Genomic DNA, 13,780 nt, shown 5'->3' on the forward strand with positions numbered 1-13,780 from the left:
CTTCACGTTAGGTGTCCCTAATCAAAGCTTGCAAGTTCAACATTTGGCCAAAGGATTTCCTCATGCTGCAAATACGCCCCAGGAGTTGCCGCACGTAGCACGGCTCTGGCCACCGCGTCGGCGTCCGAAAGAGTGACCGAATCCACCCCCGGGCGGGCTCCGGCGGCGGTCACCCAGTGCACTCCCTCCGTCGGCACCCCGAACGCGAACCGCCTCGGGTGCGCCCGCCCCTGGCGGTCGATCAGGAAGTACGGGCGCGGCGTCACGTCCAGGCCGCCCGTCTCGTAGCCGTCGACCACATGCGCCCGGCACTGCCCGGCGCGCAGCAGACCGGCGAGCAACTCGTCGCCCGTGCGGCGCAGTTCTGGCTCCGGAAGGCGGGCCTCCACCAGCGTCGCCGCCCGGACCTGCGAGCCCGGCACGTCGGGGGAGTGCGCCAGCCACGCCCCGTCCTCGCACCGCACCGCCACGCGCGGCCCCAGCACCTCCACGACGCCGGCCTCCAGCAGCGCGGCCAGCTCCTCGACACGGCGCCGGGGCGGACCTATGGAGAGGAAGGCGTTGAGCGGCGTGTACCAGCGGTCCAGGTGATCGCGCCGGGAGACGCCGGTCAGTCCGCCGTGGTCGACGATCAGCCGCAGCTCGTTGCGCAGGTCGCGCAGCACGTCCAGGGCGGCCTTGAGCGGGCCGCGCACATTGCCGAGGGCGGCCTGCGCGGCGTCCTCCCGCACGTACGCCAGTAGCCAGTCGCGCCACTCGCCGGGGTCCGCGAAGGTCCGCGACCCGTACGGGCGGGAGATCCGCTCCCAGGACCAGCGGTCGGCGGCGGCCACCCCGAACTCGTCCAGCAGCGACGCCTCGCGCGGATCGCCGTGCGGCACGGCCAGGAACCGGTCGGTGAAGCCGGGCCGGCGGACCAGGCGCGCGTAGTAGACCGTCTCCACCTCCTTGGCGACCAACGGCCAGATCTCCGCGCGGAAGTCCGGCGCGTCACCGGAGTCCGCGCGCTTGCGGAAGCCCGCGACGACCTCCGGGGTCAGCACCAGCGGGGTGTGGCGCCCGTAGGGGCCCTTCTCGTTGTCGCCGCGCGCCTGGTACGGCACGCCGCGCCGCGAACCGGCGTACAGGCGCGGCTCACGGCCGGACGGCACGTACCGCAGCCCCGCGCGCTCGCGCACGAAGCGCCCGCCCCGGCCGGTGGTCAGCAGGGCCATGTGGTCGAAGAAGTTGAGGCCCAGGCCGCGCAGCAGCACCGGCTCGCCGGGCGCGAGCGACGAGAGGTCGACGTCGGCCGGGTTCGCGGGCGGCACGTACCGCAGGCCGTGCCGGTCCGCGTACGAGGCCAGGCGCCGCTGTTCCCGGTCCGGCGCCACCGGCAGATGGCCCTGCGCGAGCACGACGGCCGCGAGCCCCGGCAGCACCCGGCCGTCGTCCAGGGTGAGGACCTGGCGGCCGTCCGGAGTCTCGTCGAGGCGCGTCGCGCGGGCCGCGTGCGTCACCACCCGCACCCCGGGCGGTGCGTCGCGGACGGTCGTCGCGAACACCCACTCCAGGTAGCGGCCGTACTGGGCGCGGGTCGGGTAGTCGTCGGGGCCCGGGGCCGGGCCGGCGCCTCCCGGCGCGGCGACCGCCCACTCGTACAGGCTCGGGCCCGGCCGGACGGGGCCCGAGCAGTCCACGCTGTCGTCGGTGAACAGGGTCACCTGGCAGGCCACGGTGTTCATCAGCAGTTCCGGCGACTGCGCGGTGCGCCACACCCGGCCCGGCCCCGGCGGGTCGGGGTCGACCACGTGGACCGTCAACACGGCGCCGGGCGGCAGGAGCTCGGGGGCGGAGGCGCAGAGCCGTTCCAGGACGCTCGTCCCGCGCGGCCCGGCGCCGACGAGCGCCACGGAGACCGCCGGAGGGCCCCCGGCGTCGCCACCGGGCCCCCTGACCGCCGGTGCGCATTTCTCGGTCGGGTCCTCGGCGGGGTCCTCGGTCGGTGCGGACAAGGGTCTGACTCCCGGGCGTGTGGGGCGCGTGGCGGTGCGGGCTCATGGTGGCGGACCGCCCGCCGGAAGCGGACGGCGCGCCTCATCATGCCGTCGCCGCGCCGGACGGCCGACCTCCGGGCGGCAGGAACGGGCCCCACTGTGGGATGCCTCACGAGCATCCCGGGACACGTCGTCGCAACACCCCACAAAGGGGCGCAGCGGGCGCCATTACGGGGTGAGTTCGGACTCCGTGACCGTCGTCAGCCGGGGCCCGGCGGCGCCGTTCGCGAGGGCCCGCTCCAGCCGCAGCCGGGCCGAACGCCCCCGCATCGTCAGCGTCATGAACTGGTTGCCGAACCACGGTCCGCCGTTCTTGCGCCACGTGACCGGCGGGCGCGGCACCCGCCCGTGCCGGGCGAACAGCCGCCCCAGCGCCCGCGCCGGGGCGCTCCAGCCGAACCGGAAGCCCAGCCGGATCGACAGCGGGACGGAGTTGTGCACGGGCGAACAGGTCAGCTGCACCACCCGCGCGTCCGGGGCCCGGCCCGGCCAGGACGGTTCGGCCACGTACGCGTGGTGGACGTCCCCGGACAGCACGCACACCGTCGCCGGAGCGTCGGGCCCGCTGCCCACCTCGGCGATCAGGTCCGCCAGCGCCTCGAAGGACGACGGGAACGCCGCCCAGTGCTCCAGATCCGCCGCGCGCCGCACCCGCTCGCCGGTGCGCGCCCAGCGGGCGCCCCGCTCGCCGCCGCACAGCGCCGCGTTCCAGTTCTCCACGTCGTGCACGAGATGCGGCAGCAGCCAGGGCAGCGAGGTGCCGAGCAGCAGATGGTCGTACGACTCCCGCCCGTCCAGGGCCTGTTCGCGCAGCCACGTGGCCTCGCCCGGGTCGAGCATCGACCGGCGTTCCTCGTCCAGCACCCGCGCCGCGCGCGTGTCCACCATCAGCAGGCGTACGCGGCCGAAGTCGCGCCGGTAGCTCCAGCGCACCGAGGCCGGGTCGGCGTCCGCCTCGGCCGCGAAGGCGCGCAGGACGTCCGTGCCGTCGGGGGCGGCGAGGACGTCGGCGTAGAGCGGGTCGGCGGCCAGTTCGTCGGCGGTGAGGTTGCCGAGGTGCTGGTAGACCCAGTACGACATCAGGCCGCTCAGCAGCCGTTCCCGCCACCACGGCGTGGCCCGCATGTCGGCGAGCCAGGCGGCCGAGGTGTTCCAGTCGTCGACGACGTCGTGGTCGTCGAAGATCATGCAACTGGGCACCGTGGACAGCAGCCAGCGCACCTCGGGGTCGAGCCACGACTCGTAGTAGAGCCGGGTGTACTCCTCGTAGTCGGCGACCTGGTCGCCCGGGGGTTCGGCGAGGTCGCGGCGGGCGGCGAGCCACCGGCGGGTGGCGTCGGAGACCTCGTCGGCGTACACCTGGTCGCCCAGCAGCAGCAGGACGTCGGGCCGTTCGGCGTCCGGGTCGGCGGCGATGCGCGCGGCGAGCCGGTCCAGGGCGTCCGGGCCGACCGGGTCGTGCCCGCCGGCCGACGGCGAGGCCCAGCGGCACGAGCCGAAGGCCACCCGCACCTCGTCGTCCCCGTCCGGCGTGCGGATGACGGACGGCGGGAACGGGGAGCCGGGCATCGGCCACACGCGGGCGCCGTCGAGGAACACCTCGTAGGCCGTCGCCGTGCCGGCCGTGAGACCGGTCACCGGTACCAGGGCGTAGTGGTGGCCCGCGACCTGGAAGGTCCGGGCCGTGCCGTGCGCGCCGTCGGCGCAGCGCACCTCGGCCGCGCACGGGCGGCTCGCCTCGACCCACACGGTCGCCGACGAACCGCCCGTGTACCTCAGCAGCGGTCCCAGCCGCAGTCCGGCCACGTGATCACACTCCTCCGTCGCCCCGTACGGTACGGGGCGACGGTGCCGGAAGGGGAGGTTCTGGGGCCGCTGAAACGGGCCGGGTCAGCAGCCGGAGAGGTAGTTCGTCAGCGCGGACTTCTCGGCCGAGTCGACCGACAGGCCGTAGTAGTACTTCACCTGCACCCAGGCGCGGACGTAGATGCAGCGGTAGGCGGTGCGCGAGGGCATCCAGGTGGCCGGGTCCTGGTCGCCCTTGGCCTGGTTGACGTTGTCGGTGACCGCGATGAGCTGCGGGCGGGTCAGGTCGTTGGCGAAGGCCTGGCGGCGGTCGGTGGTCCAGGAACCGGCCCCGGAGTCCCAGGCCTCGGCGAGCGGGACGAGGTGGTCGATGTCGAGGTCGGAGGCGGCGGTCCAGGTGGCGCCGTCGTACGGGGAGTACCAGCTGCCGCTCGTGGCGGCGCAGGAGGAGTCGGTGACGACGTTCGAGCCGTCGCGCTTGAGGACGGTCTCGCGCGTGTTGCAGGCGCCGCTGACGGTGCTCCAGTGGGGGAAGAGGTCGCGGTCGTAGCCGGTGCGGTTCTCGGTGCGCACGGGGAGCGAGGCGAGGTAGCTGCGGGCGGTGGCGCCGCTGACCGGGGTGGGGAGGGCCGCCGAGGCGGTCGGGGCGTTGAACAGCCCGACGGAGGCTATGAGCCCGGCGAGCGCCAGCAGGATGCCGAAGCGTCGACGCGCGTAGAACGTGGCCATACGAACTCCCTTGGGGGGTGCGGGCGTTGATTGCGAGCGTGGGAATGCTCGCGACGCCGTATTGCGGTGGGGTGTGCGTTCGGTAAGAAACTAATGACGCGTACATGTCGCGTCCATGGGCGTGCGGCATCAATTCGGACCGGGGTGCGGTGCGCCGGTCGCGTACGATGGGGTGCGCAGAAGGGGAGTAGCTCTTCGCCGGACCGTCGACATACTGCTCAGCTCGCCTGGGCCGGCGCCCGGAGGCGGGTCCCGATCACGGGGCCGGCCAGCGAGACCTTCGGCAAGCAGTGCACGCCCGTGCCGTCAGGCGCGGGTGATCCGTGTGCTGCCGTGCCGAGGTGTCGTGGCGGAAAGGCTCAGCGCTCTCGGTGGGGCAGCCCCGACCGATTGAGGAACCCTTGATCAGCCTGTCCGTCACGGCGCTCGTCTTCGGCGTCGTCTTCCTCGCCGAACTGCCGGACAAGACCGCCCTCGCCGGCCTCGTCCTCGGCACCCGCTACCGCGCCTCGTACGTCTTCGCCGGCGTCGCCGCCGCGTTCGCGCTGCACGTCGCGCTCGCCGTCGCGGCGGGCAGCGTCCTCACCCTGCTGCCGCAGCAGATCGTGCACGCCCTCACGGGTGTGCTGTTCCTGGCCGGCGCCGCGGTGCTGCTGCTGAAGAAGGACGAGGACGAGGAGGAGATCCGCAAGCCGGAGAACCAGTCCTTCTGGAAGGTCTCCGGGGCGGGCTTCATGCTCATCCTGGTCGCCGAGTTCGGCGACCTGACGCAGATCATGACCGCGAATCTCGCCGCCCGCTACGACGACCCGCTGTCCGTCGGCCTCGGCGCGGTGCTGGCCCTGTGGGCGGTCGCCGGGCTGGGCATCGTCGGCGGAAAGGCCCTGATGAAGCGGGTCCCGCTGAAACTCATCACGCAGATCGCCGCGCTGCTGATGCTCGGCCTCGGCGTCTGGAGCCTGTGGGAAGCCGTGACCGCCTGACCTGAACGACGGGTGAACGCTCGCCGCGGACGCTGGCGGTATCCGGTCTTGTTTTGTACCGTGGAGAAACAAAGTGGCTCCCGCCCGTTTTCCCTGACCGGCGGGCGGGGCCGTTTTGTCCCCCAGGGGCGGACCTCGCGCTCTGCCCCCGTTCCCGTGCCCTGGAGCCTGCCGATGCCGGTCACCACCGTCCTCACCGCCCGCGCCCTCCTGCTCGACATGGACGGCACCCTCGTCAACTCCGACGCCTCCGTCGAACGCGTCTGGCGGCGCTGGGCCGAACGGCACGGGCTCAACGGCGACGAGATCATGAAGGTCGTGCACGGCAGGCAGGGCTACGCCTCCATGGCGCTGCTGCTGCCGGACCGGCCCATGGAGCAGAACCACGCCGACAACGCCCGCATGCTCGCCGAGGAGACCGCCGACACGGAGGGCGTCGTCGCCATCCCCGGCGCCGCCGACTTCCTCGCCGCCCTGGCCGACGTGCCGCACGCCCTCGTGACCTCCGCGAACGTCGCCCTGTCCACGGCCCGGATGGCCGCCGCCGGGCTCGCGCTGCCCGACGTGCGGATCACCGCCGAGTCCGTCGGCGCCAGCAAGCCCGACCCCGAAGGGTTCCTCAAGGGCGCCGCCGAACTCGGCGTGGCCCCCGCCGACTGCGTCGTGTTCGAGGACTCCGGCGCCGGCATCGCCGCCGCCCGCGCCGCCGGGATGCGCGTCGTGGGCGTCGGCCCCCGCGCCGCCTTCCACCGCCCGGACGCGCTGGTGACGGACCTGACGGAGATCGCCGTCGAGGCACAGCCGGACGGGACCGTCCGCCTGCGGGTGGGCTGACCGGAGCCGGAGCCGGAGCCGGGGCCCCGCCTCGCCCCGCCCACGCCCTACGGCTCCCGCGTCTCCGACTCCAGGCTTCGGCGGGTGTCCGGGCCGTACACCCCCAGCTCGCCCTCGCCCGTGTCCACGCCGCGTGACCACTGGTAGGTGCGCAGGGCGTCCTCGACCTGGTGGGTGAAGCGGCCGTGGGCCTCGCCCGTGTACAGGTACAGCCGGCGCAGGCGCAGTTGCAGCTCGGTCACCTCGGGACCCCGGTCGCCCCGGCGCAGCACCGTCCCGTCGTCCCGCCCGTCGTCCCGCCCGTCGTCGTCCGGGCCGGACGACAGGGTGCCGTCGGCCGTGACGGTCGGCGCCGGTGCCGACGGCACCGCCGGCTTCTCCGACGGGCTCGGGGAGGCGCTCGACCGCGACGGGCTCGGTGACGGCGAGGCGCTCTCGCTGACGGAAGGGCTCGGCGACGCCGAGGTCCGCGACGCGGACGGGGACGCCTGGCCGCTCGCCGTCGCGGACACCGTCCCGGCCGGGGCGTCGGGGACGCTCGCCCGCAGGTCGGACGGCAGGGCGGAGTCCCGGGAGGGCGTCTCGTACGAGAACAGCCCGCTCGCGTACCCGGCCGCCGCGACCACGGCGACGACACCCCCGGCGGCGCTGAGCAGCACCCCGCGACGCCGACGCCGCGAGCGTGGGCCGTCGCCGTCGCCGTGTCCTTCGCCCGTGGCCGGGCCCGCCCCCGCCGCCTCCGGCGCCTCGAACAGACGCAGGTCGGTGTCGCTGGGCGCGCTGCTCGGGGGCGCGAGCGGGGTGGGCAGCACGGAGGTCTGGTCGACGGCGTGCGGGGCGGCTGGGCCGGCTCCGGGTGCGGGGGAAGGCGCTCCGGGTGCGAGGGAAGGCGCTCCGGGTGCTTCACCGGCTCCCGGCACGGCGGAGGCCGCCCCCGGCGTGTGAGCGGGTGCGCTCGCGGCGGAGGGCCCCGGCGCGTCACCGGCCCCCGGCGCCGCGCCGAACGCCTCCGGTGCGCCTCCGGCCACTCTCGGCGGCACCGCCCGCAACGGCGTCGTCGGCCCGCCGGGCGGTGTCTGCCGGCCCACCGTCGGGAGCTCCCGGGTCGGAGTCTCGGCGGGGGCCTGCCGGGCGGGGCCGTCCAGTTCGACGTACGGCCTGATCCGCAGCGGGTCGAAGTCCTCCGCCGCTGCCGCCTGGGCCGTACGGGCGTCGCGCAGGGCGTCGGAAGCGCGCTGTGCGCACGCGCAGGCCGGGCTGTTGTCCGGCTCGCGCGGTGTCCCGCACTCCGGGCACGGATGCCCCTTCGGCTCTGCCATGCGATCGTCCCCTCCCCTCGCGTCCCCTCGCGAACTCCAGAGATTATCCAGATCTCCTCCACACCAGATGCGGCAAGCCCCCGGAACACCGGGTTCCAGCGGGACTCAACAGGCCATAACCGGCCACACGTCTCAGGATGGAAGGGTCACCGAGAGCCTCGGGAGGTCTCCATGGCGGGGGATGCGCACGGTACGACAGGGCAGGCACGGCACCCGCAGCCCTCGGCGGCGAGGCCCACCGGGCGGGACGCCCGCACCGAGGAGCACGTGCCGGGGAACGTCCTCGTCTCCATCGGTGCCCTGCTCCTCGGCATGCTGCTCGCCGCCCTCGACCAGACCATCGTGTCCACCGCGCTGCCCACCATCGTCAGCGAACTCGGCGGCATGAACCACCTGTCGTGGGTCGTCACCGCGTACATGCTCGCCGCGACCGCCGTGACCCCGCTGTGGGGCAAACTCGGCGACCAGTACGGGCGCAAACGGCTGTTCCAGACCGCCATCCTGATCTTCCTGGTGGGCTCGGCGCTGTGCGGCATGGCGCAGAACATGGCCGAGCTGATCGCGTTCCGCGCCGTCCAGGGCCTGGGCGGCGGCGGGCTGATGGTGCTGTCGATGGCGATCGTCGGCGACCTGGTGCCGCCCCGCGAACGCGGCCGCTACCAGGGCCTGTTCGGCGCGGTCTTCGGCGCGACGAGCGTCCTCGGACCGCTGCTGGGCGGCCTGTTCACCGAGCACCTGAGCTGGCGCTGGGTGTTCTACGTCAACCTGCCCGTCGGCGTCGTCGCGCTCGCCGTCATCGCCGCCGTCCTGCACATCCCGCGCAGGACCACCCGGCACGTCATCGACTACCTCGGCACCTTCCTCATCGCGTCCGTCGCCACCTGCCTGGTCCTGGTCGCCTCCCTCGGCGGCACCACCTGGAGCTGGGGCTCGCCGCAGATCATCGCGCTCGCGGTGCTCGGCGCCGTCCTCGCCGTGGCCTTCGTGGCCGTGGAACGCCGGGCCGCCGAACCCGTACTGCCGCTGAAGCTGTTCCGGATCCGCACCTTCACGCTCTCCGCGGTCATCAGCTTCGTCGTCGGCTTCGCCATGTTCGGCGCGATGACCTACCTGCCGACCTTCCTCCAGGTCGTGCAGGGCGTGACGCCCACCATGTCCGGCGTGCACATGCTGCCGATGGTGCTCGGCCTGCTGCTGGCGTCCACCGCCTCCGGCCAGATCGTCAGCCGCACCGGCCGCTGGAAGGTGTTCCCCGTCGCGGGCACCGCCGTCACCACCGTCGGCCTGCTCCTGCTGCACCAGCTCGACGAGCACAGCCCCACCTGGGAGATGAGCGTCTTCTTCTTCGTGTTCGGCCTGGGCCTCGGCCTGGTCATGCAGGTCCTCGTCCTGATCGTGCAGAACGCCGTCTCCTACGAGGACCTCGGCGTCGCCACCTCCGGCGCCACCTTCTTCCGGTCCATCGGCGCCTCGTTCGGCGTCGCCGTCTTCGGCACGATCTTCGCCGGCCGCCTCGGCGGCAAACTCACCGACGCCTTCCGGGGCGCCCAACTCCCGCCCGGCGTCTCCGTGGACGCGCTGGAGGCCGACCCGCGCGGCATCGCCGCCCTGCCGCCCGGCCTGCGCCCGCCCGCCCTGCAGGCCTACGCGTCGTCCATCACCGACGTGTTCCTCTACGCGGCACCGGTCGCCCTGCTCGGCTTCGTGCTCGCGTGGTTCCTGCACGAGGACCGGCTGCGCGGCTCGGTCACGGCACCCGACGTCACGGAGACCCTCGCCAGCAATCCCGTGGAACGGTCCAGCTACGACGAGGTGTGCCGCGCGCTGTCCGTGCTCGGCACCCGCGAGGGGCGGCGCGAGGTCTACCGGAAGATCATCGAACGCGCCGGGTACGACCTGCTGCCCGCCGCGGGCTGGCTGCTGCTGCGCGTCCGCAGGTACGGGGTGGTGGAGCCGGCCGTGCTGGCCGAGCGCACCTCCGTGCCGCTGCACGTCATCATGGCGGGCGCCCGGCAGGTCGAGGAACGGCACCTCGCCGTGCGCGAGGGCCTCGACCTGCTCCTCACCGAGCGGGGCCGCGAGATCGCCGACGACCTGGCACGGGCCCGCGAGGAGTCGCTGGCGGAACTGCTCGGCGACTGGTGGGGACCGGACCGCCCGCGCGACCTGATCCAGCTGGTGACCGAGCTGAACGGCGAACTGTGCGGCTCCGAACGCGAACGCCCGCACGACGGCCGCCCCGCCACGGCCGGCGTCGGCTGAGCGCCCTTGCTCACGACGGCCGCCCCGCCACGGCCGGCGTCAGCTGAGCGCCTTGCCGAACCAGTGCTCGGCGTACGGATCGGCGTTGTGCGGCTCGGTCTCCGCGTAGCCGAGCCGCGCGTACAGGGCACGCGCCTCCACGAGGTCGCCGCGGGTGTCGAGGATCATCCGCCGCGCCCCGAGAGCGCGCGCCGCGTCCTCGGCGGCCCGCACCAGGAGCGCGGCACCACCCCTGCCGCGCATCCCCGGGTACAGGAACACCCGGGTCAGCTCGGCGACCGTCCCGTCCAGCAGCCGTACGCCCGCACTGCCGGCCGGCTCACCCCCGTACCGGGCGACGAGCAACTGCCCGGCCGGCGGCGCGAGATCGGCGCCGGTCTCCCGCCCGATCTCCCGCTCCAGCTCGCCGGGGTCGGTGCGGCGCCCCTCGTGCAGCAGGTACCAGCGGTCGCTGACCTCCGTGTAGTACGCCCGCCAGAGGGCGGCGGCGACGGGGGAGTCGTACGGTTCCGGGGCGACGGTCCAGGTCATGCCGCAATTCTGCGGCCCGCCGCCCCGCGGCGCGCAACCGGTTTCGCCGCCGCGGGCGCCGGCGCGCGTCGTTTGACGGCGGTCCGCCGGGCTACCCGTCCGGCGAACCGGCAAGGCAAGGAAAGCCGGTCCGGCCGAGAATCCGGAAGGCATTCATGTCCACTGGCCTGATCATTGCTCTGATTGTGATTGCGGCGGTCGTCGTCGTCCTGGCGGCCGTCCTGACCCTGCGCGCACGGCGCACCCGGCGCGGACCGGACCTGAGGCAGCGCTTCGGTCCCGAGTACGACCGGGCCGTGGCCCGGCACGACGGCGACACCAGGGCCGCCGAGCGGGAACTCACCGAGCGCATCGAGCGCCACGGGGACCTGCGGGAACGGCCGCTGGAACCGGCCGAGCGCGAGCGGTACGAGGCGCGCTGGACGGCCGCGCAGGAGCGCTTCGTCGACTCCCCGCGTGAGGCTGCCGCCGAGGCGGACCGGCTGATCGCGGACCTGGCCGGCGCCCGCGGCTTCCCGGACGGCGGCCAGTACGAGGAGCAGGTCGCCGCGCTGTCCGTGCACCACGCCCGCCACGTCGACGGCTACCGGCGCATTCACCGCGCCGCACGCGCGAACCCGAACGGCACGCAGGACGGCGGCCCCGGCACCGAGGAGATGCGTGAGGCCATGGTCGAGGCGCGGGCCCTCTTCGACGACCTGGTGTCCCCGTCCCGAGGCGACCACGGCCGCCACCGCGTCGCGGAGGACGGCCCCCGCCACCACCGCGGCCACCTGCCGTCGGTCCTGCACGGCCGCCGCACGAAGGAGGGCTGACGCGATGACGCACACGACGGGCCTGACCGGCGGCAACGACCGTGACGCGCGGGGCGAGAGCCCGCTCGGCACCCCCGCCCGGCCGACGGACCGCGAAACCGGCACCTGGACGGAGACCGAACCCGAAGCGGCGCCGGCTCCCGGAACCGACGCGCGGGCGGGGACCGCCCCGGGAGCGGCGCGCGCGAGCGAGACGGCGACCGCCGCGAAGTCCAGGGCCGACACGGGCACGGGCGCCCCGGGCAGCAGGGACACCGCGGCCACCACGGGCAGCACCACGGGCACCGGCGAAGCGCGCGCCGGCACCGGAAACCGACTGCTGCCGCAGGACGAGTCCGACCGGCTGGCGCTGCGGATGCAGCAGGCGGTGACGGGTTTCGTGGACGGGCCGCGGGGCGCCGTGGAGGAGGCCGACCACGTGCTGGAGGACATCGCCGCGCGCTTCACGGAGGCGATGACGAACCGGCGCCGCGGCCTGCGCGCCTCCTGGCGGGGCGACGGCACCGCGACCGGCTCCGAAACGGCCGGCGACACCGAACAACTCCGCCTGGCGCTCAGGGACTACCGCGAACTCGCGGAGCGGCTGCTGCGCGTCTGACCCACGCCCGCCGCCCGGACACCCGCCCGGCACTCCCGCCACCACCACCGTGAAACGCCCGCACAGGGCTTGTGGTCCGGCGGAGGGCCGGGCGGGGGTGTGTCGGTCACAGGGAGGTACTTGACGGACCGACGCTTTGGATGGCGTGGGCGATGGGGCAGGCCGGTTGGCGCGGGCGAAGGGGCTGGCGCGGTCGGCGCGGGCGACGAACGCTCCTCATGACGACGAACGTTCCGCATGCGGCCGTTGTGCCGGACGCCGTGCCGCCGGCCGATCTATCATGCGGCGGCGGTGCGCCAACCCGGCCGCCGTATACGGCCGTTGCCGACGGCCGCACCCGGGAGTCCCAGGAGGAGCGCTCGTGCTCGAACTCACCATGGCCGCCGTGTCCCAGGCGGACGAGGGCGCCACGGCCGGCATGCTCATGGCCGACGCGCCCAGCGAGCCGGGCGCGGTGCTGCGAGTGGGCCGCGACAGGTCACTGTGCCGGCTCTCGACGCCGGACGACTGGCTGTTCGTCTCCCGCGTGCACCTGGAGTTCTCGTGCGGCCCGGACGGCGGCTGGCACCTGACGTGGCTGCGCGGCTCGCAGCCCGAACCGTCCTCGGAGGTCCGGCTGACCGTCGCGGGCCAGGTCCACGCCGTGCCCTACGGCGGGGCGGTGCCGCTGCCCAGGGGCGGCAGCGGCGAGGTCGTGATCCAGGACCGGGCCGCCCCGCGCAGCGTCAACGTCGGCTTCTACCACGAGCTGTGACGCCCGGCCGGGACCCTCAGCCCAGCACGCGCGCCAGCGCGAACCCGTCGTAGCCCTTGCTGCCGACCGTCTGGACGGCCGTACCGCTCAACCGCGGGTGGCTGCCGATGAGTTCGATGGCGGCGCGGGTGCCCAGGACGTCCGGCTCGGTGCTGCCGGGGTCGGCGACCCGGCCGCCGCGCACCACGTTGTCGACGATGATCAGGCTGCCCGCGCTGGTGAGCCGGAGGGCCCACTCCACGTAGTGCGGGTTGTTGACCTTGTCGGCGTCGATGAAGACGAGGTCGAACGGCGGGGGGTTCTCGTCGGCGAGCTTCGGCAGCGACTCCAGGGCGGCACCCACCCGCACCTCGACGAGCCCGTCCAGACCGGCGCGGGCGATGTTGCGGGTGGCGACCTCGGCGTGCCGGGGGCTGTACTCCAGGGAGATCAGCCGGCCGTCGGCGGGCAGGGCGCGGGCCAGCCAGATGGTGCTGTAGCCGCCGAGGGTGCCGATCTCCAGGATCGTGCGGGCGCCCTGCACCTGGGCGAGGAGGTGGAGCAGCTTGCCCTGTGTGGCGGTGACGTTGACCTGCGGCAGCCCGGCGGCGGCGCTGTCGCGCAGGGCGGCGGCGAGGGCGTCGTCGTCGGGTGTGAGGTGGCTGAAGAAGTAGTCGTCGACGTCGTCCCAGAGCTGCGACTCGCTCATGCACCCATGCCTTTCGTGTGCCAGGCGCCAGATTATTAGATGTCCTAACTAGCTGTGCTAACGAAGGCTAGTGGGTGTCGGGTTCCGGTGTCACCGGGTTTCGGCCGCATGGAGCATGCCGGGTCATGTGGGTGTGGGTCCGGTGTGTGGGGGGGGCGGGGGTGCGTTGTCCGATCGCCCGGCGTCGGGGTGAGCGCGGGGTGGGTCGCGCGGCCCGGCGCTGACGGGTTGCCGCCCGCGCCCACCCGTGCCGCCCCGGGCGGCACGCATGCCCGCGGCTTGCGGCGTGCCGCCACCGGCAGCCGCCCGCGCGGGATGGACGGGGCGGGATGGGCCACCGGGCGGCAGTCGCGTACGGCGGGAAGGGGACGTGTCGGGGGGTGTCCGCCCGCAGCGGTTGGCGCGTCAACGCCAGGGCGTTTTCA

At 74.1% G+C, this 13,780-nt stretch carries 12 protein-coding genes; 6 read left to right on the forward strand and 6 right to left on the reverse strand.

All coding sequences use genetic code 11. The features are described from left to right. Positions 1-17: 17 nt before the first annotated feature. From QC282_RS11215 to QC282_RS11225, 3 genes are all read right to left on the reverse strand, one after another. Complete coding sequence (locus tag QC282_RS11215) at positions 18-1,892, reverse strand: FAD/NAD(P)-binding protein (RefSeq protein WP_279549131.1); 1,875 nt, start codon at positions 1,890-1,892, stop codon at positions 18-20. Between the two features lie 312 nt (positions 1,893-2,204). Next, a complete protein-coding gene (locus QC282_RS11220; RefSeq protein WP_279549110.1) occupies positions 2,205-3,842 on the reverse strand; it encodes an alkaline phosphatase D family protein in 1,638 nt (545 codons plus the stop codon). Between the two features lie 84 nt (positions 3,843-3,926). Next, positions 3,927-4,571, reverse strand: coding sequence for an HNH endonuclease family protein (locus tag QC282_RS11225; RefSeq protein ID WP_279549111.1), 645 nt, complete (start codon positions 4,569-4,571; stop codon positions 3,927-3,929). A 401-nt stretch (positions 4,572-4,972) separates the two neighbouring features. Here QC282_RS11225 and QC282_RS11230 point away from each other — a divergent pair, with 401 nt between their 5' ends. Together QC282_RS11230 and QC282_RS11235 are read left to right on the forward strand one after the other, a co-directional pair. Further along, the gene (locus QC282_RS11230; RefSeq protein WP_279549112.1) at positions 4,973-5,554 is read left to right on the forward strand and encodes a TMEM165/GDT1 family protein; all 582 of its coding nucleotides are present in this window, start codon (positions 4,973-4,975) and stop codon (positions 5,552-5,554) included. A 174-nt stretch (positions 5,555-5,728) separates the two neighbouring features. Then, entirely contained in the window at positions 5,729-6,388 is a 660-nt protein-coding gene (locus QC282_RS11235; protein ID WP_279549113.1) for an HAD-IA family hydrolase, read from the forward strand. A gap of 47 nt (positions 6,389-6,435) precedes the next feature. Here QC282_RS11235 and QC282_RS11240 read toward each other — a convergent pair whose 3' ends face one another. Next, entirely contained in the window at positions 6,436-7,707 is a 1,272-nt protein-coding gene (locus tag QC282_RS11240) for a peptidoglycan-binding protein (RefSeq protein ID WP_279549114.1), read from the reverse strand. Positions 7,708-7,878: 171 nt separating this feature from the next. On the opposite strand from QC282_RS11240, the gene QC282_RS11245 reads away from it, so the two are divergent. Beyond that, positions 7,879-9,969 carry an MFS transporter gene (locus tag QC282_RS11245; RefSeq protein WP_279549115.1) on the forward strand — a complete coding sequence of 697 codons (2,091 nt, stop codon included), beginning with the start codon at positions 7,879-7,881 and terminating at the stop codon, positions 9,967-9,969. 39 nt (positions 9,970-10,008) lie between these two features. Here QC282_RS11245 and QC282_RS11250 read toward each other — a convergent pair whose 3' ends face one another. Next, on the reverse strand, positions 10,009-10,500 hold the full coding sequence (locus tag QC282_RS11250) for a GNAT family N-acetyltransferase (protein ID WP_279549116.1): 492 nt from the start codon (positions 10,498-10,500) through the stop codon (positions 10,009-10,011). A 155-nt stretch (positions 10,501-10,655) separates the two neighbouring features. Between QC282_RS11250 and QC282_RS11255 the strand changes: the two genes are divergently transcribed. The 3 genes from QC282_RS11255 (at position 10,656) to QC282_RS11265 (ending at position 12,667) form a co-directional block, all read left to right on the forward strand. Continuing rightward, complete coding sequence (locus QC282_RS11255; protein ID WP_279549117.1) at positions 10,656-11,315, forward strand: hypothetical protein; 660 nt, start codon at positions 10,656-10,658, stop codon at positions 11,313-11,315. Between the two features lie 4 nt (positions 11,316-11,319). After that, a complete protein-coding gene (locus QC282_RS11260) occupies positions 11,320-11,913 on the forward strand; it encodes a hypothetical protein (protein ID WP_279549118.1) in 594 nt (197 codons plus the stop codon). 361 nt (positions 11,914-12,274) lie between these two features. Then, a complete protein-coding gene (locus QC282_RS11265; RefSeq protein ID WP_279549119.1) occupies positions 12,275-12,667 on the forward strand; it encodes a hypothetical protein in 393 nt (130 codons plus the stop codon). A 16-nt stretch (positions 12,668-12,683) separates the two neighbouring features. Here QC282_RS11265 and QC282_RS11270 read toward each other — a convergent pair whose 3' ends face one another. Then, a complete protein-coding gene (locus tag QC282_RS11270) occupies positions 12,684-13,355 on the reverse strand; it encodes an O-methyltransferase (protein WP_279549120.1) in 672 nt (223 codons plus the stop codon). Between the last annotated feature and the right edge of the window lie 425 nt (positions 13,356-13,780).

Origin of the sequence: Streptomyces sp. DH24 (assembly GCF_029813775.1) — a bacterium.
GTDB lineage: Bacteria > Actinomycetota > Actinomycetes > Streptomycetales > Streptomycetaceae > Streptomyces.